The organism is Roseibacterium elongatum DSM 19469 (assembly GCF_000590925.1).
Taxonomy (GTDB): domain Bacteria; phylum Pseudomonadota; class Alphaproteobacteria; order Rhodobacterales; family Rhodobacteraceae; genus Roseibacterium; species Roseibacterium elongatum.
Genome location: NZ_CP004372.1, coordinates 2,650,698 through 2,674,106, shown reverse-complemented (window position 1 = coordinate 2,674,106; position 23,409 = coordinate 2,650,698). Strand labels below are relative to the sequence as shown.

The following is a 23,409-nucleotide window of genomic DNA, read 5'->3' as shown; positions in this document are numbered from 1 at the left end:
CCTCAAGAGCTTTGGCGTTCTGGACGACCGCTACCGCTATGTCGAGCGTCTGGATGTGTCGTCCTATCGCGGCTATCCCGATGACGGCGCGCCCGGCGGGGGGGTGGATGAACGCCGAGCCGATGGCCGAACGCCCGATCGACCTGGGCGACATCGTTTCGTCGCGCTTTTGGCAGTACCTGCGCAACCACACCACCTATCGCCACCATGCCCCGATGTTCCAGCCGATCGGCGGCATGGAGGAAATCCCACACGGGTTCGAGCGCCAGGTTGGCGATCTCATCACCTACAATGCCCGCGTCACGCGGATCATGCAGGACAATGGCGGGGTGACGGTTGAATACGACGCCTCGGACGGCGCCGGGAGCGACATCCGGCGCGCCACGGCAGACTGGTGCGTATGCACCATCCCGTTCAGTGTTCTCAGCCAACTCGAGGTCGATGTGTCGGCGGATATGCGCGCCGCCATGCGGGAACTGCACTATCATGAGTCGGTCAAGGCGGGGCTGCAGATGCGCCGGCGCTTCTGGGAAAGCGACCATGCGATCTACGGCGGGATCACCTTTACCGACCTGCCCATCGCCGAAATCGGCTATCCCTCGAACGAGATGCATTCCTCCGGACCGGGCGTGTTGCTTGGCGGGTATATCTACGGGCCACAGGCCTATGCCTACAACTCCATGTCGCCCGACGAGCGGCTGGAAAGCATCCTGTCACAGGTCGAGCAGATCCACCCCGAGGCGCGCGAGGAATTCGACACCGGCGTGGTGTTGAGCTGGCATCGCGTTCCCTGGATGCTGGGATGCTATTCGAACTGGGACGAGAGGGGCGAAAGCTACCGTGCGGCCGCCCGGGTCGACCGCCGGATCGTCTGCGCGGGCGAACACCTGAGCTATCTGCCGGGCTGGCAGGAGGGCTCGATCCTCTCGGCGCTCGATGCGATCCGCCGCTTGCACGAGGTTGCCGCCAGCGGGCTGTACTCCACGCAACAAGGAGATGGCCAATGACCCGATTTGCCACCACCTGCACGGCCTTGACGCTGGCGGCCGCGTTGCCGGTCGCCGCCCAGGACAGCGAGGAAGGCCGGCACAGCGAAACCTCGGGCGCCTCGGCCGACCTGGGTGCCACCACCGAGGGCTTTCTGGCCGAAGACGGCGCGACGCTCTACCGGACGGCCTGCGCCGGGTGCCATCAGCCGCAGGGCCAGGGCGCTGTCGGCGCGGCGGCCTATCCGCCGCTGGCGGCCAATCCCCGGCTAGCGGGCTTTCGCTATCCGACATGGATCCTGCTGAATGGACAGGCGGCAATGCCGGCTTTCGGCGACTGGCTCAGCGATGCGCAAGTGGTCGCGGTGGTTAGCTACATCCAGCAGAATTTCGGCAACCGCTATGACGCGACCGTCACCGAAGCCGATGTCGCGGCCCTGCGCGACGCGCCCGCACCCTGAGTGTCATACGCGCGGCACATGACACTTTGCGCGCGCGCAGCCGCTGCCGCGACCCCATCAAGCGGCGGCGGGCAGGCCGCGCCCGATGCGCACGGCAAGCGCAATCATCAAGGCGCCCCAGACCGCCAGATCGATCCCGAGCAGCACGCCCAGAACCCATGTGGCGCTGAAAGGCAGGCCGAACCAGAGCATCACCGCGACCGCCACCGACAGGATGCCGAAAGCCAGCATCCAGCCGCCGCCCGAGCCGGAGTTGGCGCCGAGGCTCTTCGCGCCGTACCAGATGCGCAACAGGCCGCTTGCCCCGAACCAGGCGATGACCAAGGTCGTGAGCGCGAAGACGCCCGCGACAGGCTGCAGGAAAATCAGCACGCCGACGACGATCGACAAAAGCGCCACGGCGAAGGCGGCGGCGACGTGCCATCCTTCGTGACGGCGAAACGCGGTCAGCAGGCCCATCAAGCCACTGGCCACCAGGGCCGCGCCGGCCACGAACGCCGCCGCAAACGTTCCCAGAAGCGGCATCGCGATGGCGATGACGCCGCCAAGGATCGAGATGATGCCAAGGGCGTAGAGAACCCATTGGTTCGCGCCTGCGTGGCGGCCGGCATCATAGGCCGCTGCCTGCGCCTGCGGATCGCCGTCCTGGCGCGGCATCTGGTCGGAAAACTCGTTGCTGGACATGGGAAACCCCTTTGTGCGTGAAGTCGTCTGACAGGAAAATGCGCGGGCGGCCCCGCTGGTTCCGCCGTTCGCCCGGACAGATCGGCGCATCGGGATCCGCCGCACACCATCGAGGTCGCACGCTGCTGCGCCCCCGCCCGCGGCATGTCGCCCTTGCGGCGCAAACGGGGCTGGATCTGAGCAGAATGGGTCACGGCGGGGGACCGAGCGCGGCATCACCCGCGCGCGCGACCGTCAGACCATCGCCTGTGGAATGCCCGGCGCGCGACGGCCAAAGGCCCGCGCCGGTTCGGGGTCATGGGGCACCAGAAATCCCTTGCGCTCCTCGGGGGCGACCTCGAGGTTGCGCTGTGCGCGGGCCCTGATGGCGGCCACCGCCGTGTCGGGATTTGTAAAATCCTCCTCAGGTGGGTCGCCCAGCCAATGGGTCAGCACGCGCGCGCGAAAGTCGGTGATCAGCGCGGGATCGGTCAGTTCGATCCCCGCCTCGGTGTCCCATTGCAGACTGCGGCCATTCAGATTGGCCGAGGAGATGATCGCGCTTGTCGTGTCGAAGATCGAGACCTTCGCATGGACATAGATGATCGGCGATCCCGCGCTGCAATCGCGCCCGCCGCTGTCGAAGGCCTGCGGCCGCACGGGCGAGCAGATGGCGGCACGCGGGCCGAACGCCTGCTCTACGGTCTGGATCGCGGCGGCCTGCAGCCCTTCGCCGTAGCGCGCATCCATCGAGGTCTTGCCGTCGAAGGCCACGTCCTCTGGGGCTGCGGGCAGCACCAGGACCAACCTTAGATCGGGATTTGACCTCGCGGCACGGGCGAGGGCCTGTGCGATGCCGTGGTCACGGAAGAACTGCGTTTCCAGGTAGATCAGACGCCGCGCCGACCCGATCCGCGCCAGATGAGCGGCCTCGAGCGTGCGTCGCAGGGGTTTGGGCCCCATGAACGGCGTGGTGACCTGGCGCTTTCGCGACAGGGTGCTCAAGAGATGCGTGGCCGGCGGCGGATCGCTGTGGCCCGCAGTGACCTTGAGGAATGTCTCAAGATGGGTCTGCGCCTCGTCGACCGCCGGGCCGCCGCGGACCATGACCTGCACGTCATGCCAGGTCTCGTCGCGGCGGCGGCGATGCTCGGGGTCGTCATAGCGGCGTTCGTCCAGATCCAGCCCACCGACACACAGCAGATGCCGGTCGAAGACCGCTATCTTCTGGTGATGCGTGGCCGGCAGCAGGTCGGCAGGCGGCCATTTCTTCGGCCGCAAGGCGCCTGTGTCGCAACGCTCGACATGGCGGGCCAACCCCGGGAGGTGATGCAGCCGGCGGTCGCGGGTGGCCGGGTCGAGGGCATTGAGCCCATCGACCGTTTCCTTCAGACGCCGCCGCACCCATGGCCAGAACAGCAGCCGGTGCGGGCGGCCCACGCGCGCGGGATGGGCGGCCGCCACGAGGTCGAGCTTCGCCCCCTCGCCCGCCAGTTCGGCCGCCGCCAGAAAGGCCCGCATCGAACGCCATGTGTCGCGGTGAAGCGCGGTCGCCATGATCGGGTCGAAATCCGACAGCGCCATGTGGATATGCACACCGCGGCGCAACGTGTGCGTGATCAGGTCGAACCAAGTGTCGCCGATGGCGCGGCCCTCGGGGCTGCGCAGCCGCGTGAACAGATCGAACACCCGGTATCCGGCCCAGATTTCGTGCTGCGCCTCGAGAAAGGCGCGCTCCATCGCCGGATAGACCTCGGCAGCGGTAATCAGGGGAAGGATGGACGGTTCGGGGTCGAGGTCGGTATCGGATTGGGGTTGCGTCAGCATCTTGGCCTTTCGAATGGCGGCATCGGGGAACATGGTCTTGTGTTGCAAGGATAACGGATTTGGGTCGCGCATGTTCCCCGCACGGCAGATTGGTGTCATGACCCATGGAACCGGGACGCCCGCAATCGCGTTCACGCAGGATGAAACCGCATGACATCCCCCGACCAACGGGCCGGCGCGCATCATGAGCGACGCCGCCCCCGACACCCTGACCCGCACCCCCGTCGCCCGCGCCCTGCTCAAGATCAGCGCGCCGATGTCGCTCGGCATTCTGGGCGTGCTGCTGATTGGCCTGGCCGACGCGTATTTCCTGGCGCGCGTGGGCGAGGCGGAACTGGCCGCGATCGGCTTCGTCTATCCGGTCATTGTCGCCGTAAGCGCCTTTTCCATCGGCATGAGCGCCGGGGCGAACACGGCGCTGTCCCAGGCGATCGGTCGCGAGGCACCGCGCCCCCACGTGGCTAGGATGACCTTTTATGCCACGGGCTTCGGGGCGGCGCTGGGGTGTGCCATCGCTGCGTTGCTGGCGCTGTCCGCGCCTTGGCTCTTTGCCGCGCTGGGTGCGCGCGGGGCGGTTCTGGACGCGGTTCTGGCCTATATTCCGTGGTGGGCGGCCAGCTTTCCGATCCTGGTCGTCACCATGATCCTGAATGCCGCCTTCCGCGCGGCAGGCGACGGCGCCACGCCCTCGGCGATGATGGTGCTGACGGCGGTGCTCAACATCGCGTTGACCCCGCTGTTCGTCTTTGGTTGGGGCCCTATCGCAGCGTTCGGCATGGCCGGGGCGGGCATCGCGACGCTGATTGCACGGGCGATTGCCGGGGCGGTGGTCCTTGCGCTGGCCATCCGCCGCGGCCGCCTAAGCGCCGCGCGATGCGAGGGACCCAGCCTGCGGGCATCGATTGCCGAGATGACATCGGTCGGGCTGCCCGCCGCCCTGTCGCGCGCGATCAATCCCGCCGGCATGGCCCTTGTCACCGCGGCCGTGGCCACGGTGGGCGATCAGGCCGTCGCGGGTTTTGGCGCCGCCGCGCGCGTGCAATCGGTCACACTGGTGCCGTTCTTCGCCCTGTCGGCGGGCCTTGCGCCGATCGTCGGCCAGGCCTGGGGCGCCGAATTGCCCGACCGGGCACGCGAGGCCGTGCGCATCGGCACCTGGTTTGCCGTCGCCTACGGGTTGATCGCCGGTCTGGCGCTTTGGGTTTTCGCCATGCCGCTTGCGCAGCTGATGACCGACAGCGGAACCGCCGCCGAGTTCACCGCCCAATATCTGGGCATCGTCGGCTGGAGCCTTGCAGGCTATGGCCTGGTGATCGCGGCCAATGCCGCGTTGACGGCGCGGTCGCGCGCCGCCTGGGCGCTGGGGCTGAGCCTGACGCGGATCGGCCTGTTCTATGTGCCCCTGGCCTGGCTCGGCGTCAGCCTGTTCGGCTATGCCGGCATTCTGGCGGCCGCGGTGATCGCCAACGCGATGGGCGCATGGCTTGCCCTGTCGGCCACGCAGGTCAACGATCTGACGCGGGCGCGATGGCGTTTTCTGACCGCCCCGGCCGCCGCCATGCAACGTCTGTCGAGGCCCCGCCATGGCTGACCGTGTCCGCCCCTTGACCGAGCGGCTCGCCCGCCACCGGACCGGGCTGGGCGCCCTGTCCTTTGCCGAAAGCACGGTGGTGCCCATTCCGCTGGAAACCGTCGTCGCCCCCCTCGATGGTCGGCCATCACCGCCATTCCACCACGATTGCGGCGTCGATCTGGGTCGGCTGCCTGCTGGGGGCGGCGCTGTTCTATGGGGTGGGCCTGTGGCTGTTCGATCCCGTGGTGCGGCCCGTTCTGGAATGGATGGGATTGCTGGAGGATTTCAACGCCATGTCCGAGAACCTGGAGGGGAGCGGCTTTTTCTGGTCGGTGTTCCTCGTGTCGTTCTCGCCCGCCCCGATGCAGCTTGCCACATTGGGCGCGGGCGCGGTCGAGGGGAGTTTTCCGCTGTTCATCGCGGCGATCGCGGCCTCGCGCGGCATCCGGTATTTCGGACTTGCGGCACTGGCACATCTCTTCGGCCCCCGCATTGCGGAACTCGACATTCCTACGGGTCGTATCGTGCTGATCGTGCTTGTGCTTGGCCTCGGTGCGTGGGCGGTGATGCAACTGCTTTGACGGCGGGCGCGTGCCGCGCGGCATCCGCGCGCGTCTCAGCCGGGCCGCTGGCCCGTGCTCGGCGCATCCGGCGGCACGGCCGGGACGCCGGCCATCTGGCGCAGTCGCGCGGCGACGGCTTGTGGCGGAAAACAGGGCGCCCCTGTGGCCAGATCCACATGGACAAGCCCACTTTCAACCGTGGCACACAGCGTGCCATCATCCTTCGCGATCCGATGCCGCAGACGCAAATCGATACCATCGGCCCGGACCACATGCGTGTCGACCGACACATTGTCTCCGGCCGACAGCCCATGGGTATGGCACAACGCGGTTTCGCGGGCGGCCAAGCCCCAATCCGCCACGCCGCCCGCCACATCGCAGCCGACAACCTGCCGCAAACGATCCTGCGCCTGCGCGGCCAGCCGCAGGACCTGCGCCTCGCTCACACGACCCTGCGCATCGGCCCAGCTTTGCGGCACTCTGCGCCGGACCGTCAGAGGCGCGGGCAAGGCGGCCTCATGGGCGGTGATCGTGGCACCGGCCCCGCTCTGCGATCGTTTGAGCGTACGCAGGATGCCGACAAGGTTGTCATCGCGCAGGCGTTCCAACTCCCGGATCGACATATGCCCCGATTGCGCATCGGATTGCGCCGCGATCTGGTCGACAAGTTCCTGGGTTAAGTCGGGCACATCGGTCAGTTTCGTCCACGGCCAGCGCAGCGCCGGGCCGAACTGAGCCATGAAATGTGCCATGCCGGCTTCGCCGCCAGCGATGCGATAAGTTTCGAACAGGCCCATCTGCGCCCATCTCAGGCCAAAGCCCATGCGGATGGCCTCGTCGATTTCCTGCGTCGTGGCGACGTCGTCCTGGACCAGCCACAGGCTTTCGCGCCAGACCGCTTCCAGCAGGCGGTCTGCGATATGGGCGTCGATCTCGTGCCGGATGTTCAGCGGGAACATCCCGACCTCCCGCAGGATGGCGCTGGCGCGGGCGCGGTGATCGGCCGCGCCCACCAGTTCGACCAAGGGCAGCAGGTAGACCGGGTTGAACGGATGCGCCACGATCACGCTCGCGCCCTCGCGCGCCAGGTCCGAGGGTTTGAACCCTGAGGTCGAGGACCCGATCACCGCCATCTCGGGCGCGAACCGGGTCAGATCGGCATGCACCGCGTGCTTGAGATCGAGGCGTTCGGGCACGCTTTCCTGCACCCAATGAGTATCGGTCACGGCCTCGGCGAGGTCGTCATGGAAGCTCAGCCTGCCCTCGGGCGGAAGCGCCCGGTCATAGAGCGACGGCAGGGACCGGCGGGCATTGGCCAGAACTTCGCCGATCTTGCGTTCGGCCTCGGGGTCTGGGTCGAAAACGGCGACATCCCAACCGTTGAGCAGGAACCGCGCCGCCCACCCGCCGCCGATGACGCCGCCCCCGACGATCGCGGCCTTCCTTGCGCCCCTCATGACGGGACCGGGGCGCGCTTGGTCAGGCCCAGCCGGGCGCGCACCGCATCCGGGCCGATCACCCGCGCGCCCATGCCCTCGATCACCGTGACCGCGCGGTCGACCAGTTGCGCATTGGTGGCCAGAACGCCCTTGTCGAGAAACAGGTTGTCCTCGAGCCCGACGCGAACATTTCCCCCGGCCAGCACCGCCGCGGCGGCATAAGGCATCTGATCGCGTCCCAGCGAAAAGGCCGACCATGTCCAGTCGGGCGGGATCGCGTTGACCATCGCCATCAGCGTGTTGAGGTCGTTCGGCGCGCCCCACGGCACCCCCATGCACAGCTGCACCAGCGCCTGCGGGGCCAGCGTGCCCTCCTCCACCAGCTGCTTGGCGAACCACAGGTGGCCGGTGTCGAAGGCCTCGATCTCGGGCTTGACGCCCAACTCGGTCATCATCCGCCCCATGGCCCGCAGCATGCCGGGCGTGTTGGTCATGACGTAATCGGCCTCGGCGAAATTCATCGTGCCACAATCCAGCGTGCAGATCTCGGGCAGGCATTCGGCGATATGGGCCATGCGGGCAGTGGCACCGATCATGTCGGTCGCGTCGGCCTTCAGCGGCAGGGGCGCCTCGGTCGGGCCAAAGACCATGTCGCCGCCCATTCCGGCGGTCAGGTTCAGGACGACATCGACCTCGGCGGCGCGGATACGCTCGGTCACGTCGCGGTAGAGATCCAGACGGCGGGACGGCGCCCCTGTCTCGGGATCGCGCACGTGGCAATGCACGATGGCCGCCCCGGCCCTGGCCGCGTCGATGGCACTGTCGGCGATCTGCTTGGGCGAGCGTGGCACATGGGGGGATCGGTCCTGCGTGGCGCCCGACCCCGTGATGGCACAGGTGATGAAAACCTCACGGTTCATGGTCAATGGCATCTCATCCTCCCGTGTGCCGGGGCCCTGCGCCTTACCCCCTGCCCGGCGAGAGTGACCGCTTTTCCGCCGGATAGAAAGAGGGGCGCGCACGCCAAGGGCGACACCACGGTTGCCCCCGCGGCCCAAAGGCTTTATGCGCCGCCGCAACGCGGTCGGGTCCATCCGGTTTCCGGGCCGAGGCCCCTTTGGTGCCCGGCCCCGACCCGAGACGGCAACAGCGTGGGCGCAAGACGACGGATGCGCGCCCGCCACAGCATCGCAAACGGACAGGCAAAACATGATCTCCCTCGACGCGTATCGCGGCCAGTGGCTGGGCAATATTCGTGGCGACCTGCTGGCCGGTCTGGTCGTGGCGCTGGCCCTGATCCCCGAGGCCATCGCCTTTTCCATCATCGCGGGCGTGGACCCGAAAATCGGGCTTTACGCCAGCTTCTCCATCGCCGTGATCACCGCCATCACCGGCGGGCGGCCCGGCATGATCTCGGCCGCGACGGCGGCCACGGCGGTTCTGATGGTGACGCTGGTGCGCGACCATGGCCTGCAATATTTGCTGGCGGCCACGATCCTTGCAGGCTTGATCCAGATCGGCGCGGGGGCGCTGAAGCTGGGTTTCGTCATGCGCTACGTGTCGAAATCGGTGATGACGGGCTTCGTGAACGCGCTGGCGATCCTGATCTTCATGGCGCAACTGCCCGAGTTGGACCCGCGCAACGTCACCTGGCTGACCTATGCGCTGGTGGCGTTCGGGCTGGCGATCATCTACCTGTTTCCGCGGATCACCACGGCCGTTCCATCGCCGCTGGTGACGATCATCGTGCTGACCTCGCTGACGCTGGCGCTGGGGCTGGACGTGCGTACGGTGGGCGACATGGGCGAATTGCCCGACACGCTGCCGGTTTTCCTGATCCCCGACATTCCGCTGACCTTCGAGACGCTGGCGATCATCCTGCCCTATTCCATCGCAGTGGCGGTGGTGGGCCTGCTGGAAAGCCTGATGACCCAGAACATCGTCGATGACCTGACCGACACGAAATCGGATCGCAACCAGGAATGCATTGGCCAGGGCCTGGCCAATACCGCGACCGGGTTCATCGGCGGGATGGCGGGCTGCGCAATGATCGGCCAGTCCATCATCAACGTGAAATCGGGCGGGCGTGGGCGGTTGTCTTGTTTCGTGGCGGGCGTGTTCCTGCTGATCCTGGTGGTGGGCCTGGGCGATCTGGTGTCGGTGATCCCGATGCCGGCGCTGGTGGCGATCATGATCATGGTCTCGATCGGCACGTTCTCGTGGTCGTCGATCAAGGCGCTGCGGGTGCATCCGCGCTCCTCCTCGATCGTGATGATCGCGACGGTGGCGACGGTGGTCTACACCCATAACCTCGCCATCGGGGTGCTGGTAGGCGTTCTGCTGTCGGGGATCTTTTTCGCCGGCAAGATCGCGCAGCTGTTCCGCGTGCGCAGCGAGATCAGCGCCGATGGCCGGGTGCGCACCTACCATGTCGAGGGGCAGCTTTTCTACGGGTCGGTCGAGGATTTCATGGACGCGTTCGACTTTCGCGAAGCGCCCGAGCGCGTCGTTATCGACGTGAGCCATGCCCATATCTGGGATATTTCCTCGGTTCAGGCGCTGGACATGGCGATCCTGAAATTCCGTCGCGACGGGGCCGAGGTCGAGGTCGTCGGCATGAACGACGCCACCGAAACGCTGGTCGACAAGCTGGCCATCCATGACAAGCCCGGCGCGATGGATGCGCTGACCGATCACTAGGGGAAGACACGGCCATGAGTGACAAGATCATCGCATTGGTGGACGGCTCGATTTATTCCGAAAGCGTCTGCGAACACGCCGCCTGGATCTCGGGGCGCACGGGGGCCCCGGTCGAATTGATCCACATGCTCGACCGACGCGAGGCCCCGGGCAAGCAGGACCTGTCGGGCTCGATCCGGCTGGGCGCGCGCACGGCCCTGCTCGAGGAACTGGCCGAACTGGATGCGCAACGCGCCAAGCTGGTGACCCATCGCGGCCGCGCTATCCTCGAGGACGCCCGCGCCATCGTGGACAAGGCCGGCGTGGACGAGATCACGACGCGCCTGCGCCATGGCGACATCGTCGAGGGCATTGCCGATGTCGAGGCCGAGGCGCGCGTGATCGTCATCGGCAAACGCGGCGAGGCCGCGGACCTGGCCAAGGGGCATCTGGGCTCGAACCTGGAACGCATCGTGCGCGCGGCGCACCGGCCCGTTTTCGTGGCCTCGCGCGCGTTCACGCCCATCGAGACGGTGCTGGTGGCCTATGACGGCGGGCGCTCGGCGATGAAGGCGGTCGATCATATCGCGCGCAGCGCGCTCTTTGCCGGGTTGTCGGTGACAGTGGCGACGGTGGGCGCCGACACGGCGGCCGCCCAAAAGGAGCTTGCCGATGCCGAGGCCCTGCTGAGGGCCGCGGGGCTGAACACATCGACGCGCGTTCTGTCGGGACAGCCCGAGACCGCCCTTGCCAAACTGGTCGAGGATGAGGGCTTTGGCATGGTGGTCATGGGTGCCTATGGGCACAGCCGCATCCGCAGTCTCGTCATCGGCTCGACCACCACGGCGATGGTGCGGACCTGCAAGGTGCCGGTCGTCTTGATGCGCTGACCGGGCCGCGGCGGCGCCGGTGATGCGGCGCGTCCCGCCAAAGGCTCAGATCACGAAGCGCAGGTCGCGAAACCGGGCCCGAAACGTGCGCGTTTCATCGGCAAGGTCGGCGGGGTCGCCATCGCCCAGGGCCCGCGCAATCAGGTCGGCCAGGGCGGCCATGTCGCCCGCCTCCATGCCGATCCGCGCCAGTTCCGGGGTGCCCACGCGCAGCCCGTTCAGGTCACCGGGCACCTCGGTGATCGGCAGGCCGATGCCACAGGCCAGAAGCCCCGCCTGCCGCAGCCGCTTGGAGGCCGTCTGCCCACCGCCGAACCGCGCCGCCTCGACCGCGAATTGATGGCCCTCGGTGGCCTCGGCCCCGGCAAATATGGGGATCTGCCGCGCGGCAAGGGCCCGTGCCAGCGCGCGGGCCAGATCGACCATCGCCTTGGCATAGGCCGCGCCATGCACGCGCCAGTCGATCAGGGTCATGGCCAGCGCCGCCGATTTCGCCGCGTCGAAATTCGCCGTCATGCCGGGAAAGGCGATGGCATCGAGCCGCTGCGCCAGGCCGGCATCGCGCGTCACGATCAGGCCACCGGCCGGGCCGCCGAGGCTTTTGTAAGTGCTCATCGTCATCAGATGCGCGCCCTGCTCCAGCGGGTTGGGCCATTGGCCACCCGCGATCATCCCGCATTGATGGGCGGCATCCATCAACAGATACGCCCCGACCTCGTCGGCGATGGCGCGCAACGCGGCCACCGGGTGCGGCGCCAGATTCAGGCTGCCGCCGATGGTGATCAGGCGCGGGCGTTCGCGCAAGGCCATGTCGCGCAGGGCGTCCAGATCGACCGTGTAGGCCGCGGCATCGATCGGCGCATCCAGAATGCGCAAGCCGAACAGGCCGGCACAGCCCGCATCGTGATGGGTGACATGGCCGGCGATCGCGGCGGGTGGCGCGATGATCGTATCGCCCGGCTTGCAGGTGGCCATTAAGGCATAAAGGTTTGCCATAGCCCCCGAGGCGACGCGGATCTCGGCATGGGTGGCGCCGAACACCTCGGCGGCCAGTTCGGCGGCGATGACCTCGATCTCTTCGATCGCCTCCAGCCCCATCTCGTACTTGTCGCCCGGATAGCCGAGAGAGGGCCGGGACCCGATGCCTGAGGCCAGCAGCGCCTCGGCGCGCGGGTTCATGATGTTTGTCGCGGGGTTGAGGTTGAAACAGTGGCGTTCGTGAATCTCGCGGTTTCTGACCGCCAACCCCTCGATCCGCGCGGCCAGGGTGTCGCCGTCCTGGGCGGCCACCTCAGCCGCCACCTGCTGGATCAGATCCTCGCTTGCCGCGGGCACCCAGCCCCGTCGCACCAATGCCGTCATCCCCGTCCATCCCTGTTGGCGTTGCTTCCGTGCAGATTGGCCTGTTGCGCGTGCCTGCGCAAACGAGTCATCCTGAAAACTCGCTTTAGAAAAACTAGGGGTTAGAAATGTCACTGGCACCGCGCCGCCCGCGCCTGCCGCCGCTCAACGCCTTGCGCGCCTTCGAGGCGGCGATGCGTCTGGGCGGGTTCGCCCAGGCCGCCGAGGAGTTGGGCGTGACGCCGGCCGCCGTCTCGCAGCATATCAAAACGCTGGAAGGGTGGGCGGGCGCGGCGTTGTTCGACCGCCATGCCCGCGGCGTGTGCCCCACGGCCACCGCACGGCGGCTGGCCCCGGCGCTGAGCGGCGCCTTCGACCAGATCGCCGCGGCGCTGACCGATCTGCGCGAGGCGCATCCCCGCCCCACCTTGCAGATCGCGGCCCTGCCAAGTGTGGCGCAGATCTGGCTGGGGCCGCGCCTGCCGGCCCTGCGCACCGCCCTGCCGGGTGTCGAGATCGCGGTCCATGCCATCGAGACCCCGCCCGACCTGAACCGCGAGATGTTCGATCTGTCGATCTTCTTTCGTCCAGACGCGACCGGCGACCACCCGCTGCAGCGCGACGCCCTGTGCCCGGTTTGCGCGCCCGCGCTGGCCGAGCGGCTGACCCGACCCGAGGATCTGGACCATGTCGTGCTGTTGCATGACGAGGTCTGGGCGAGTGATTGGGCCACATGGGCCGAGGGGGCGGGTGTCGCCCTGCCATCGGCCCCGTCGAATGCGCGCTACTCGCTCTACAGCATGGCGCTGGCCGAGGCGATGGCGGGCGCGGGCGTTCTGATCGGTCACATGCCGCTGGTGGCCGATGCACTGGCCTCGGGCGCTCTGGTGCGCCCCTTCGCCGCCATCGTCGATACCGGGCAAGTGCTGTCGGTCGATCAGCGCCGGGGCAGCCGCCGCGCCGCGCAGGCCTTCAAGGTTCTGCGGGAGGCCCTGTAACCTTTCGCCCTACGCGCTACGATTGACGCGCGCGATCAGGCTTTCGCCGGTTTCCTTGCGCTCGCTGTAACGGTCGACCAGATAGTCGGCGCGATCCCGCGTCAGAAGCGTGAATTTCACCAGTTCCTCCATGACATCGACCATCCGGTCATAGAAGGGCGAGGGTTTCATGCGGTCATCGTCGTCGAATTGCTGAAACGCCTTGGGCACCGAGGATTGGTTGGGGATCGTGATGCAGCGCATCCAGCGACCCAGCACGCGCAACTGATTGACGGCGTTGAAGCTTTGCGATCCGCCGCAGACCTGCATCACCGCCAGCGTCTTGCCCTGCGTCGGGCGCACCGCCCCCAGCGACAGGGGGATCCAGTCGATCTGGCTTTTCATCACGCCGGTCATGGCGCCATGGCGTTCCGGCGAGCACCAGACCATGCCCTCGCTCCACTGCACCAGATCGCGCAGGTCCTGCACCTTTGGGTGATCGGCCTCGGCGTCGTCGGGCAGCGGCAGGCCGGAGGGATCGAAAAGCCGCGCCTCGGCCCCGAACCGGGCGAGGATGCGCGCGGCCTCTTCGCTCATCAGGCGGCTGAAGGACCGTGCCCTGAGCGAGCCGTAAAGCAGCAGGATCCGCGGCTTGTGCCCGGCGCGGGGCGGGGATAACAGGCGCTCTTCGTCAATCGGTTGAAAATGCGCCTCGGACAGCTGCGGCGTGTAGGTCATTGTCGATCTCCTTCTGCGGCGGCGGCGGTGGCGGTGGCGGACGGTCCCGGAAACCGCGCACGCGTGCGGTTGGCAAAAGCCACCAGCGACAGCATTACCGGCACCTCGACCAGAACACCGACCACCGTGGCGAGCGCCGCGCCGGAGTTCAGGCCAAAGAGGCTGATCGCGACGGCAACCGCCAGTTCAAAGAAATTCGACGTTCCGATCATGGCACAGGGCGCGGCGACGCGATGCGGCACGCGCAGCAGGTAAGCCGCACCGTAGGCCAGGGCAAAGATGCCGTAGGACTGGATCAGGATCGGCACCGCGATCAGGGCGATCAGCAGCGGATTTTGCAAGATCACCTGCCCCTGCAAGCCGAACAGGATCGCGACCGTCGCGATCAAGCCCACGACCGACCAGGGTTTCACGCGGGCGGTGAAGGCCGCGATCCGCTCGGGCCGGCGCAGCACGCGCCGCGTGGCTAGCCCCGCCATCAGCGGCAGCACGACATACAGCACGGTGGCCAGAACCAGCGTTTCCCACGGCACGTAGATCTCGGTCACACCCAGCAGAAAGGCCACGATGGGCGCGAAGGCCACGACCATGATCAGGTCGTTCACCGACACCTGCACCAGGGTATAGGTCGCGTCGCCCCGCGTCAGTTGCGACCACACGAAGACCATCGCGGTGCAGGGCGCGGCCCCCAGCAGGATCAGCCCCGCAATATATTGCGCGGCATCCTCTGGGTTGATGAGTGGCGCAAAGACATGGTCGAAGAACAGCACGGCAAGCAAGGCCATGGTAAAGGGCTTGATCAGCCAGTTGACCACCAGCGTCACCAACAGGCCCTTGGGCTGGCGCGCCACGCCCGCCACCGCAGCCAGATCGACGCTGACCATCATCGGGTAGACCATGGCCCAGATCAGCACCGCCACGACCAGATTGATCGAGGCGATCTCGGCGGCGGCAATCGCGGCGACAAGGCCGGGGGCGATCGTGCCGATCCCGATCCCAGCGATCATGGCAAGGGCGACCCAAAGGGTCAGGTAGCGCTCGAAGACGCCCATGGCGCCGCTGCTTTGGCTGGGTTCGGTCATCTGGGGCCTGTTTCGTTCAAGGACATGGAGAGGGGGACAGAAGATCGGCAAACCGCGCCGGGTCGATATTGCCGCCGGTGATGACGGTCGCCACGCTGCGGCCCGCGACGGGCACCTGCCCGTTGAGGATGGCGGCCAGACCGACGACCGCGCCGGGCTCGGCCACGATCCTGAAATGGTCGTAGGCAAAGCGCATCGCGTCGCGCACCTCGGCATCGGTGGCGGTGACGCCGCCCGCCAGATGCCGTCCGTTGATCGAAAAGGTCAGCTCGCCGGGAATGGGCGTCATGATCGCGTCGCAGATCGTGCGCCGCCCCTTGGGGTTGGGAACCCGCCCGCCGGCCAGAAGCGAGCGGCGCGTGTCATCGAACAGGGCAGGTTCGGCGGCGAAGACCTGTGTATCCGGCGCGGCCTCGGCCATGGTGATGGCCATGGCCGCCGTCAGGCCACCGCCGCCACACGGGACCAGAACCGCATCCAGCGGGCCCGCATCTTCGAGCAGTTCGAGCGCGGCGGTGCCCGCCCCGGCCAGCACCTGCGGATGGGCGCTTGGGGGCACCTCGACCCGGCCGGTCTCGGCGATGAGGCCGGCCACGACATCGGCGCTGTCCTGGCTGTCGCGGTCATAGGTCACGATCTCGGCCCCCATCGCGCGCACCGCCGCCATCTTGGCACCCGGCGCATCATCAGGCATCACGATCACGGCCGAGGATCCCAGCAGCTGTGCCGCGCGGGCCAGCCCAAGCGCGTGGTTGCCCGAGGAATAGGTTACCGCGCCCCGCGCCCGCTCGGTCCCGGACAGGCCCAGCATCCGGTGATAGGCGCCGCGGATCTTGAACGCGCCCGTGCGCTGCATGGTCTCGGCCTTGAGCAGCAGCCGCCCACCCAGCATCGCGTTCACATCCGGATTTTCCAGCACCGGTGTGCGGATCACGACGCCGCGCAACGCCACGGCCGCCTGCCTGATGTCGGACAGCGAAATGGGGCATCCGGGCATGTCAGGGGATATCCGCGGCAATCTGGAACAGGGCATCGCCGCGGCGCACCTGCGCCATGGGACGCAGGGCCAGAACAATCCCGCCAAAGGGCGAGGTCACGGCGACCGGCATGGCATCTGGCGTGTCGGGGCGGTGGATGCGCGCGACGACCTCGCCCTCGGAGACCGGGTCGGCGAGGCCCTTCAGCGGCTCGAACAGGCCCGCGTCATGGGCCGGGACCGTGCCCTTGGCGTGCAAGGCGCGGGTCCCGCGCCGCGCGTCGGGGGCATAGCCCGGCAGCATTCCCACGGCGTGCAGAATGCGCCGCAAGCCGCGCTCGGTCAGGGCCAGCACCTCGGGGCAGATACGCCCTGCCCCGCCCAGTTCGACCATGACGTTGATCACACCGGCCCGGTTCGCCGCGCCCATCGCCGTGCGGGCGGTGCTGGCCCGCCCGCCACCTCCGGTAAAGACCCAGGCATAGGGCAGATCGAAAGCGTCGCGCAGCAGGCGCAAGCCCGCCTTTTCCCCGGGCGAATGCGCTGGCCCATACAACAGCGTCGCGGGATAGTGCAAGGACGTGCCGCCCGAATGCAGATCGACCGCGTAGTCGGCCATCGGCAGCAAAACCGTTTCGTGGTAATGCGCGATCATCTGGCTGGGCGTGCCCAGCGGATCGCCCGGGTACAGCCGGTTGAGATTGCCATCATCCAGCGGCGAAACGCGCAACCCCGCCTCGCAGGCGGGCGCGTTCAGCATCGGCAACAGGATCAGGCGGCCGCGGATCTCGGCAGGCCGCAGGCGGTGGGCAAGATCGGCGACGGCGATCTGCCCCTCGTATTCATCCCCATGCACGCCAGCCGTCACGATCAGGGTCGGCCCGGCGCCGTTGCGGATCATCGTCACGGGCACGGGGATCCAGCCATAGGCCGAGCGGTGGACCGAATGCGGCACGCGCAGATAGCCGGTCTGCCGGCCCTCGGCCTCGAAATCGATCTCGGACTGGATCTGCGATCCGGCCATGCCGCCCCCCGGTTTGACATTTCGGCAGATGCCGAAGTGATCTCGGGCTACGCGGACGGGGCACCCTTGTCAAGCTTCGGCATTTCGGCCATTAACGAAATATGGAGGATCACGACGCCATCGATGCCTTGTCGGCCCTGGCCCAGACCAGTCGCCTGTCGGTTTTTCGGCTCTTGGTACAGGCCGGACCCGAGGGGCTGCCCGCGCTGGAGATCGCGCGGCGCCTCCACATCGTGCCCTCGACCTTGTCCGGCCACCTGGCGATCCTGAAGCGGGCGGGCATTCTGACCGCCACGCGCCGCCAGCGCGAAATCCACTACAAGGCCGATCTGGCCTGCATGAATGCCTTGATGGAGTTCCTGCTGTCGGATTGCTGCAACGGCCAGATCGACGATTGCCGCGGGGCATTGCCATCCTTCTGGCCGAAGGCGGCAGCCGAAGCCGACCCAAGCCCCGACGGGTAACGCCACGCATCGCGGAGATGGGCACCGCGCCCCCGACGTAGATGCCCCCGTGATGGCATGGGCGTGTTGGAAAGCATGGTCCTGATCAGTGGCGGAGAGACAGGGATTCGAACCCTGGAGACGGTTTCCCGCCTACACGCGTTCCAGGCGTGCGCCTTCGACCACTCGGCCACCTCTCCGTGCGGTGATGCGATAACGCAGGCACATGGCCGGTTGCAAGGCGCAAAACGCGCGAGACCCCGGTTCAGGCCAGAGAGATCGTCACGCGCCGGTTTTGACGCCCTTTCTTTTCGATCTTGCCGATGCTCAGCTTGCCGATCTCGCCGGTGCGCGCGACATGGGTTCCGCCGCAGGGCTGCAGGTCGATCTGCGCATCGCCCGCGCCGATCCGCACCAGCCTGATCCGTGCGGCGCCGCGCGGGGGCTGAACCGACAGGGTTTTGACCAGATCGGGGTTGGCGTCGAGCTCCGCTTCGGTGATCCAGTCCTCGCTGACCGGCAGGTCGCGGGTCACCAGCGCGTTCAACCGGCCTTCGAGCACGGTCTTGTCCTCGGGGGCGTCGGGCATGTCGAAATCCAGACGCCCCTTCTCGGCCCCGATGGCGCCGCCGGTCACGGGCAGCGGGATCACGACGGACAAGAGGTGCAGCGCCGTGTGGATGCGCATGTGGCCGTGGCGGCGGTCCCAGTCGAGCTGCTGTTCGACCTCGGCGCCGATCGGGGGCAAGACGCCGGGTTCGGCCGGCACGAGGACGAGATCGTCACCCTCGCCCTTCACGGCGGTCGCGATGGGCAGCTTGCCGTCCGCCCAGACCAATCGGCCGGAATCGCCCGGCTGGCCGCCGCCGCGCGGGTAGAACACCGTCCGGTCGAGGATGATCCCCCCTTCCCCGGTCAACCCGGTGACCTTGGCGGTGGCCGATTTGCGATATGGATCGGTGCGGAAAAGCATGTCGGTCATTGTCACGTATCCTGTGGCCCGTCGAAGACCCCGTCGTCCTGGGTCATGGCATCTTCGATCTGGGATTGCTCGGTGTCGAGATCGCGGTCCACGGGGTCGTGGCCCACGGCTTTCGGGGCGGGGCGCAAGGCCTCGGGGTTGCGCAGCCAGATATCGCGCTGGGCGAAGGGGATCTCGATCCCCTCCTCGGCGAAGCGTTCGGCGATACGGTGGTGGATCTCGGTCTTGACCGACAGCATCTGGTTCACGTCGCGCAGGATGACGCGGATGCGGAAATCGAGCGAATCCGCCCCGAAGCCCAGGAAATCCACCCCCGGTTCGGGGAAAGCCGCGACCACCGGGTGCTCGCGGGCGATGGCCATGAGGATGTCCTGCACCTTGCGGGTATCGGTGCCATAGGCCACCCCCACGGTGATGACCGCCCGCCCGATCGTGTTGCCGCGCGTCCAGTTGGTCACCGTGCCCGAGATGAAATCCGCATTCGGCACGATGACGTCGGTCTTGTCGAAGGTCTCGATCCGGGTGGAGCGCACCGAGATCCGCTTGACGATGCCCATGTAGGAGCCGACCTCGATCCAGTCGCCTTCGGAAATCGGGCGCTCGACCAGAAGGATGATGCCGGAGACGAAGTTGTTGACCACGTTCTGAAGGCCAAAGCCGATGCCGACCGACAGCGCCCCAAGCACGAAGCCAAGCGCGGTCAGGTCGATCCCGCCGGCGGTGATGGCGATCATCGCGGCAAGGCCGATGCCCACATAGCCGATGCCCGACACCACCGCGTTGCGCGCCCCGGCGTCAAGCTTGGTGCGGGGCAGCACGGTCGAGCGCAAGGCGCCCTGCAGCAGGCGGGTGGCGATGTAGCCAAGCGCAAAGACGAGAATGACCGCAAAGACACTGCCCGGCGTGATGCGGGCATCGCCAAGGGTCACACCCTCCCAGAACCGGCTATACACCTCGGATAGCTGCTGCGGTCGCATGCCCCAGGTCAGCGCCAGCAGCGGCAGCGCGCCAAAGGCCAACAGGAAGTTGACCAGAATGGGCAGCAGCGCTTCGGCGGCGGCATCGCGGCTGGTCCGGAAGATGACGGCATAGGCGTCGCGCACGACCGGCTGCAGCGCCACCAGCACCCCGAAGATCGCAAGGCTGACGGCGGTGGGCACCATCAGCCCCTCGGCGGCATGGACATAGCCGACGACCGCCAACGCGGGGCCGACAATCGCCACGAGGACCAGCGCCTGCCGGACCACGCCCAGGATGCGCCGCATGAACCCGGGCGACTCGTCCTCGGCCAGGTCTGTCCGGCCCCGGCGCAGAATGCGCGCTGCGCGCAGATAGGCCAGCGCGAGGCCGATATAGACGGGCAACTGCAAGACGCCCTGGCCGGCGGGCGGGATTTCGTCCATGGCGGAGATGGTTTCCATCAACACCGCCAGTCCGACCATGACGCCAATCAGAAAGACCGTGCGGCGCGCCGAGGCGCGCTGATGCGCATCCAACTCGATCACACCCATGGGCAGCTCGCCCTCGGGGAACAGACGCCCACCGAGCCAAAGCGCGAAATAGGATGCTATGGCCAACCCGGCCAAGGGTTCGAGCAACGTGCGCGCGTCGGTCCCGATCAGGCCCGAGGCCACCAGCCCACCCAGAACGAAAACCACCGCCACAACCGGGATCAGCATCTGCAACAGCGAAACGAAGAACACCAGTGTCGGGCGGCCGCGCGTATGGGTCCGGCTCTCCAGCCTGTGCGTCAGCCGCGCAATCCAAAGTCGCCCGCGCAGCAGGGCCACAAGCGCCACAAGCGCGATGATCGCCAGCGCAGGCGCGCTATCGAGCAGCAATTCGCGCTGCGCGGGGTTGGTCAGGCGGTCGGTCAGATCGGTCTGCAACGACACCGCCAGCGCCCGCAATCCCGTCAGCGCCGCCGGCCAGTTGACCGGGTTGGCGGGACTTGGCGACAGTTCCAGCATCTGCTGCTGCTGGCGTTCGCTGAGCAAGGTATCGATCTCGGCAATCAGGCCATCGGCGCGGGTAAAGGCCTGGCTGGCGTCGATACGGGGCAGTTGCGCCTCTTGCAACTGGTCGTTCAGGATCCGGCGCCGGTCTGCGATGGCGTCGGGCTCGGGCTGGCCGTCCGCCGGCACGGCCCCAAGGGCATCGATCTGGGCTTGCAGCGTGTTGATCCGGGCCGAATTCGCGTTCTCCGCCTCGAGAAACCGGGTGCGCCAATCGACCAGCGTGGCGCGGAGGTTCTCGAAGAACGCGGTCGAGGCCGTGCCGGCCTCGAGCAGGTTTTCGGCGCGGGTCGCGTCCGCCTCCCAAGCCTCGTAATCGATCCCGGCGCCCTCGGCGGCGGCTGGGGCGGACTGTGCAATCGCCGGACCCGGCACTGAGGGTGTGGCCGGCGGGGCCGCTGCCTCGGGTACTTCCGCGGCATCCGGCGCTTGCATCTGGGCCCGGACCGGCGACAGATCGAGCACCGCCAAGGTCGTCAAGACGAGCGCCAGGCTCAGGACGGCATGGCAAAGGGCCATACGAAGCGAGGACATGCGGTCAATCCTCGAAAACGGCGGGAATGTCGCGCGGCGCGGCCACCAGCCACTCGGGCACCGGCAGACCTTTCTCGCGCAGGAACTCGGGGTTGTAGAGCTTGGACTGGTAGCGCGTGCCGTAATCGCACAGGATCGTCACGATGGTATGACCCGGCCCCATCTCGCGCGCCATGCGTACCGCGCCCGCGACATTGACGCCCGAAGACCCGCCAAGGCACAGCCCCTCTTCGGCCAGCAGGTCGAAAACGATGGGCAGCGCCTCGCTGTCGGGGATCTTGTAGCAGGCATCGGGGGTGAACCCCTCGAGATTGGCGGTGATGCGCCCCTGCCCGATGCCTTCGGTGATCGAGTTTCCGCCCGCCTCCTGCCCGGTATAGAGCTTGTGGAGCCCCGAGCCCTCGGGATCGGACAGCGCGACCTTGACCCCCTTGGGTTGCAGCGCCGCGCCCACCCCGGCCAGCGTCCCACCCGAGCCGACGGCGCAGGTAAAGCCATGAACCGTCCCTGCGGTCTGGTCCCAGATTTCGGGGCCGGTCGTCTCGATATGGGCCTGACGGTTGGCCACATTGTCGAACTGGTTGGCCCAGATCGCGCCATTGGGCTCCGATTGCGCCAGCCGCTCGGCCAGGCGGCCGGAGTAGCGCACGTAGTTGTTCGGGTTCGCATAGGGCACCGCCGGCACCTGAATCAGCTCGGCCCCCGCAAGGCGCAGCATGTCCTTCTTTTCCTGGCTCTGGGTCTCGGGGATGACGATGACGGTCTTGAACCCCATCGACGCCCCCACCAGCGCCAGGCCGATCCCGGTATTGCCGGCCGTCCCCTCGACGATGGTGCCGCCGGGGCGCAGCAGGCCCTTGTCCATCGCGTCGCGGATGATGAACAGGGCGGCGCGGTCCTTGACCGATTGGCCGGGATTCATGAACTCGGCCTTGCCCAGGATCTCGCAGCCGGTTTCGTCGCTGACCTTGTTCAACCGGATCAGCGGGGTGTTGCCCACGGCGGCGGCGAGGTCTGCATGAACGGTCATGGCGGGCCCTTTCGGCTCTGGAAGGTCGGGGGTCTAGGGATAGGTGGGGTGCGGCCGATGATCAAGCCGCCGTCGCGGCCCGCAGGCGCGCGCGTCGGGCCATCAGCCACTGCATCGAGATGACCAGCGGGGCATTGGCCATGTCGCCCTGCTCCAGCATCTCGACGGCCAGATCGAAGGGCACCAGATGGCTCAGGATATCCTCGTCCTCGCCCGGATGGCCGCCGGTGCCGATGACGCTGTCGGGCAGATCGGCGATGCCGACATAAGACAGCAGCACCTGCGCGATGCCGCCCGGCGAGGGATAGTAGCGCGCGATGAAATGCAACGCACCAAGCGTCAGCCCGGCCTCCTCGATCGTTTCGCGCCGCGCTGTCTGTTCGGGGGTCTCGCCCGCGTCGATCATACCGGCAATGGGTTCCAGCAGCCAGGGCGACGGATCGCCATGCGCCAACGGGCCAAAGCGCAACTGCTCGATCAGCAGGATGCGGTCGCGCACGGGATCATAGGGCAGGACGGTGACGGCATCGGCGACGTGAAAGACGGCCCGATCGACCAGATGATCGCCCGCGCCATCGAACCGACGGAACCGCGCGCGCATTTCTTCGACGGCGAAAAACCCGTCATAGGGGTGGCGGCGGTTCTCGACCTGCACATCGGCCAGGGTCAGGCCGGCACCGATGCGCCGCGGACGCCGCCATTGTGCCGTGCTGAGACGTGACTGGGCGCGCGAGCGGACGATGCCGGCCACCCTGGCCGCCTCGGATGCGGGCACCTTGCCGAAACGGCGCATCATGTCTGCCGCGGCCATGGCCGTCACCGCGCCCCAGTCCTCTCGCCAAACGGCGAGGTCCCAATCGGGGCCACCGCGCTGATCCGCGCCTCCAGCGGGGCGCCAGAGCTGCGCAGGTGCCGGGCCATCGGCCGTCTCGACGCTCGTGTCCACACGTTCGTAGCCGAAGATGCCTTCGTAGAAATCCAGCCGCGCCAGCGCGGTGTCATCGACCTCGACCAGCAGGCCGTCGGCGCCGGCGCCGGGCACCAGAACCGGCCAATCCCCGTCGGCGGCCACGGCCGCGCGTTCATCGGGCAGAACGGCCGGTCTGCCCCCGGCCAGAGGCCGCCCTGTCACCGTCTCGAAGAGGCGCGCGTCACGCAGGGTGCCGAACAGAAAAATCGGTGTCAT

The 23,409-nt window shown here is 67.5% G+C and carries 21 protein-coding genes and 1 tRNA gene; 8 read left to right on the top strand and 14 right to left on the bottom strand.

Annotation, left to right across the window (positions count from 1 at the left end; translation table 11 throughout):
• Positions 1 to 38 precede the first annotated feature (38 nt).
• Together ROSELON_RS18805 and ROSELON_RS12995 are read left to right on the top strand one after the other, a co-directional pair.
• Positions 39 to 1,007 carry a flavin monoamine oxidase family protein gene (locus ROSELON_RS18805; RefSeq protein WP_342665294.1) on the top strand — a complete coding sequence of 323 codons (969 nt, stop codon included), beginning with the start codon at positions 39 to 41 and terminating at the stop codon, positions 1,005 to 1,007.
• Positions 1,004 to 1,447 (top strand): c-type cytochrome, encoded by a 444-nt coding sequence (locus ROSELON_RS12995; RefSeq protein ID WP_025312788.1) that lies wholly within the window; start codon positions 1,004 to 1,006, stop codon positions 1,445 to 1,447. Before ROSELON_RS18805 ends, ROSELON_RS12995 begins: the two co-directional genes overlap by 4 nt.
• 57 nt (positions 1,448 to 1,504) lie before the next feature.
• Here ROSELON_RS12995 and ROSELON_RS12990 read toward each other — a convergent pair whose 3' ends face one another.
• Entirely contained in the window at positions 1,505 to 2,131 is a 627-nt protein-coding gene (locus ROSELON_RS12990) for an HdeD family acid-resistance protein (RefSeq protein WP_025312787.1), read from the bottom strand.
• Positions 2,132 to 2,365: 234 nt separating this feature from the next.
• Positions 2,366 to 3,970, bottom strand: coding sequence for a phospholipase D family protein (locus ROSELON_RS12985; RefSeq protein WP_025312786.1), 1,605 nt, complete (start codon positions 3,968 to 3,970; stop codon positions 2,366 to 2,368).
• 151 nt (positions 3,971 to 4,121) lie between these two features.
• Here ROSELON_RS12985 and ROSELON_RS12980 point away from each other — a divergent pair, with 151 nt between their 5' ends.
• Complete coding sequence (locus tag ROSELON_RS12980; RefSeq protein ID WP_025312785.1) at positions 4,122 to 5,528, top strand: MATE family efflux transporter; 1,407 nt, start codon at positions 4,122 to 4,124, stop codon at positions 5,526 to 5,528.
• Positions 5,529 to 5,644: 116 nt separating this feature from the next.
• Positions 5,645 to 6,091, top strand: a complete 447-nt coding sequence (locus tag ROSELON_RS12975; protein ID WP_051508417.1) for a YqaA family protein — start codon at positions 5,645 to 5,647, stop codon at positions 6,089 to 6,091.
• 35 nt (positions 6,092 to 6,126) lie between these two features.
• On the opposite strand, the gene ROSELON_RS12970 is transcribed toward ROSELON_RS12975, so the two are convergent.
• Positions 6,127 to 7,530, bottom strand: a complete 1,404-nt coding sequence (locus tag ROSELON_RS12970) for a carnitine 3-dehydrogenase (protein WP_025312784.1) — start codon at positions 7,528 to 7,530, stop codon at positions 6,127 to 6,129.
• Complete coding sequence (locus tag ROSELON_RS12965) at positions 7,527 to 8,444, bottom strand: BKACE family enzyme (protein ID WP_025312783.1); 918 nt, start codon at positions 8,442 to 8,444, stop codon at positions 7,527 to 7,529. The genes ROSELON_RS12970 and ROSELON_RS12965 overlap by 4 nt, the downstream gene beginning before the upstream one ends.
• Positions 8,445 to 8,721: 277 nt before the next feature.
• Here ROSELON_RS12965 and ROSELON_RS12960 point away from each other — a divergent pair, with 277 nt between their 5' ends.
• Positions 8,722 to 10,212, top strand: a complete 1,491-nt coding sequence (locus ROSELON_RS12960; RefSeq protein ID WP_025312782.1) for a SulP family inorganic anion transporter — start codon at positions 8,722 to 8,724, stop codon at positions 10,210 to 10,212.
• A 14-nt stretch (positions 10,213 to 10,226) separates the two neighbouring features.
• Positions 10,227 to 11,081: a universal stress protein gene (locus ROSELON_RS12955; RefSeq protein WP_025312781.1), complete on the top strand. Its 855-nt coding sequence runs from the start codon at positions 10,227 to 10,229 to the stop codon at positions 11,079 to 11,081.
• A 45-nt stretch (positions 11,082 to 11,126) separates the two neighbouring features.
• Here the strand turns inward: ROSELON_RS12955 and ROSELON_RS12950 are convergent, their stop codons facing one another.
• Positions 11,127 to 12,443: a serine hydroxymethyltransferase gene (locus tag ROSELON_RS12950; RefSeq protein ID WP_025312780.1), complete on the bottom strand. Its 1,317-nt coding sequence runs from the start codon at positions 12,441 to 12,443 to the stop codon at positions 11,127 to 11,129.
• A gap of 107 nt (positions 12,444 to 12,550) precedes the next feature.
• Here ROSELON_RS12950 and ROSELON_RS12945 point away from each other — a divergent pair, with 107 nt between their 5' ends.
• Positions 12,551 to 13,420: a LysR family transcriptional regulator gene (locus ROSELON_RS12945; RefSeq protein WP_025312779.1), complete on the top strand. Its 870-nt coding sequence runs from the start codon at positions 12,551 to 12,553 to the stop codon at positions 13,418 to 13,420.
• Positions 13,421 to 13,429: 9 nt separating this feature from the next.
• On the opposite strand, the gene arsH is transcribed toward ROSELON_RS12945, so the two are convergent.
• From arsH to ROSELON_RS12925, 4 genes are read right to left on the bottom strand one after another with little or no spacing between them, the layout of a single operon-like run.
• A complete protein-coding gene (gene arsH, locus ROSELON_RS12940; RefSeq protein WP_025312778.1) occupies positions 13,430 to 14,137 on the bottom strand; it encodes an arsenical resistance protein ArsH in 708 nt (235 codons plus the stop codon).
• Positions 14,134 to 15,189 carry an ACR3 family arsenite efflux transporter gene (arsB, locus tag ROSELON_RS12935; protein ID WP_198020809.1) on the bottom strand — a complete coding sequence of 352 codons (1,056 nt, stop codon included), beginning with the start codon at positions 15,187 to 15,189 and terminating at the stop codon, positions 14,134 to 14,136. Before arsB ends, arsH begins: the two co-directional genes overlap by 4 nt.
• A gap of 46 nt (positions 15,190 to 15,235) precedes the next feature.
• Positions 15,236 to 16,216: a threonine ammonia-lyase gene (locus tag ROSELON_RS12930; protein WP_038650418.1), complete on the bottom strand. Its 981-nt coding sequence runs from the start codon at positions 16,214 to 16,216 to the stop codon at positions 15,236 to 15,238.
• 1 nt (position 16,217) lies between these two features.
• Positions 16,218 to 17,219: a succinylglutamate desuccinylase/aspartoacylase family protein gene (locus ROSELON_RS12925; RefSeq protein ID WP_025312775.1), complete on the bottom strand. Its 1,002-nt coding sequence runs from the start codon at positions 17,217 to 17,219 to the stop codon at positions 16,218 to 16,220.
• Positions 17,220 to 17,320: 101 nt separating this feature from the next.
• Between ROSELON_RS12925 and ROSELON_RS12920 the strand changes: the two genes are divergently transcribed.
• Positions 17,321 to 17,683, top strand: coding sequence for an ArsR/SmtB family transcription factor (locus tag ROSELON_RS12920; RefSeq protein ID WP_025312774.1), 363 nt, complete (start codon positions 17,321 to 17,323; stop codon positions 17,681 to 17,683).
• An 89-nt stretch (positions 17,684 to 17,772) separates the two neighbouring features.
• On the opposite strand, the gene ROSELON_RS12915 is transcribed toward ROSELON_RS12920, so the two are convergent.
• From ROSELON_RS12915 to ROSELON_RS12895, 5 genes are all read right to left on the bottom strand, one after another.
• Positions 17,773 to 17,862, bottom strand: a tRNA-Ser gene (locus ROSELON_RS12915).
• Between the two features lie 65 nt (positions 17,863 to 17,927).
• The gene (locus tag ROSELON_RS12910; RefSeq protein WP_025312773.1) at positions 17,928 to 18,644 is read right to left on the bottom strand and encodes an alanyl-tRNA editing protein; all 717 of its coding nucleotides are present in this window, start codon (positions 18,642 to 18,644) and stop codon (positions 17,928 to 17,930) included.
• A gap of 2 nt (positions 18,645 to 18,646) precedes the next feature.
• Positions 18,647 to 21,193 (bottom strand): DUF3772 domain-containing protein, encoded by a 2,547-nt coding sequence (locus ROSELON_RS12905; RefSeq protein ID WP_084613784.1) that lies wholly within the window; start codon positions 21,191 to 21,193, stop codon positions 18,647 to 18,649.
• A gap of 4 nt (positions 21,194 to 21,197) precedes the next feature.
• Positions 21,198 to 22,223 carry a cysteine synthase A gene (locus tag ROSELON_RS12900; protein ID WP_025312771.1) on the bottom strand — a complete coding sequence of 342 codons (1,026 nt, stop codon included), beginning with the start codon at positions 22,221 to 22,223 and terminating at the stop codon, positions 21,198 to 21,200.
• Positions 22,224 to 22,284: 61 nt separating this feature from the next.
• Positions 22,285 to 23,409: an NUDIX domain-containing protein gene (locus ROSELON_RS12895; RefSeq protein ID WP_025312770.1), complete on the bottom strand. Its 1,125-nt coding sequence runs from the start codon at positions 23,407 to 23,409 to the stop codon at positions 22,285 to 22,287.

Bases quoted from the DNA above. Each gene is read 5' to 3' on its own strand.
- ROSELON_RS18805 (WP_342665294.1), top strand. From the start codon at position 39: ATGTCGAGCGTCTGGATGTGTCGTCCTATCGCGGCTATCCCGATGACG.
- ROSELON_RS12985 (WP_025312786.1), bottom strand. From the start codon at position 3,970: ATGTTCCCCGATGCCGCCATTCGAAAGGCCAAGATGCTGACGCAACCC.
- ROSELON_RS12995 (WP_025312788.1), top strand. From the start codon at position 1,004: ATGACCCGATTTGCCACCACCTGCACGGCCTTGACGCTGGCGGCCGCG.
- ROSELON_RS12965 (WP_025312783.1), bottom strand. From the start codon at position 8,444: ATGCCATTGACCATGAACCGTGAGGTTTTCATCACCTGTGCCATCACG.
- arsB (WP_198020809.1), bottom strand. From the start codon at position 15,189: ATGGGCGTCTTCGAGCGCTACCTGACCCTTTGGGTCGCCCTTGCCATG.
- ROSELON_RS12945 (WP_025312779.1), top strand. From the start codon at position 12,551: ATGTCACTGGCACCGCGCCGCCCGCGCCTGCCGCCGCTCAACGCCTTG.
- ROSELON_RS12970 (WP_025312784.1), bottom strand. From the start codon at position 7,530: ATGAGGGGCGCAAGGAAGGCCGCGATCGTCGGGGGCGGCGTCATCGGC.
- ROSELON_RS12905 (WP_084613784.1), bottom strand. From the start codon at position 21,193: ATGTCCTCGCTTCGTATGGCCCTTTGCCATGCCGTCCTGAGCCTGGCG.
- ROSELON_RS12975 (WP_051508417.1), top strand. From the start codon at position 5,645: ATGGTCGGCCATCACCGCCATTCCACCACGATTGCGGCGTCGATCTGG.
- ROSELON_RS12955 (WP_025312781.1), top strand. From the start codon at position 10,227: ATGAGTGACAAGATCATCGCATTGGTGGACGGCTCGATTTATTCCGAA.
- ROSELON_RS12895 (WP_025312770.1), bottom strand. From the start codon at position 23,409: ATGACACCGATTTTTCTGTTCGGCACCCTGCGTGACGCGCGCCTCTTC.
- ROSELON_RS12925 (WP_025312775.1), bottom strand. From the start codon at position 17,219: ATGGCCGGATCGCAGATCCAGTCCGAGATCGATTTCGAGGCCGAGGGC.
- ROSELON_RS12990 (WP_025312787.1), bottom strand. From the start codon at position 2,131: ATGTCCAGCAACGAGTTTTCCGACCAGATGCCGCGCCAGGACGGCGAT.
- ROSELON_RS12910 (WP_025312773.1), bottom strand. From the start codon at position 18,644: ATGACCGACATGCTTTTCCGCACCGATCCATATCGCAAATCGGCCACC.
- ROSELON_RS12900 (WP_025312771.1), bottom strand. From the start codon at position 22,223: ATGACCGTTCATGCAGACCTCGCCGCCGCCGTGGGCAACACCCCGCTG.
- arsH (WP_025312778.1), bottom strand. From the start codon at position 14,137: ATGACCTACACGCCGCAGCTGTCCGAGGCGCATTTTCAACCGATTGAC.
- ROSELON_RS12950 (WP_025312780.1), bottom strand. From the start codon at position 12,443: ATGACGGCATTGGTGCGACGGGGCTGGGTGCCCGCGGCAAGCGAGGAT.
- ROSELON_RS12960 (WP_025312782.1), top strand. From the start codon at position 8,722: ATGATCTCCCTCGACGCGTATCGCGGCCAGTGGCTGGGCAATATTCGT.
- ROSELON_RS12920 (WP_025312774.1), top strand. From the start codon at position 17,321: ATGGAGGATCACGACGCCATCGATGCCTTGTCGGCCCTGGCCCAGACC.
- ROSELON_RS12980 (WP_025312785.1), top strand. From the start codon at position 4,122: ATGAGCGACGCCGCCCCCGACACCCTGACCCGCACCCCCGTCGCCCGC.
- ROSELON_RS12930 (WP_038650418.1), bottom strand. From the start codon at position 16,216: ATGCCCGGATGCCCCATTTCGCTGTCCGACATCAGGCAGGCGGCCGTG.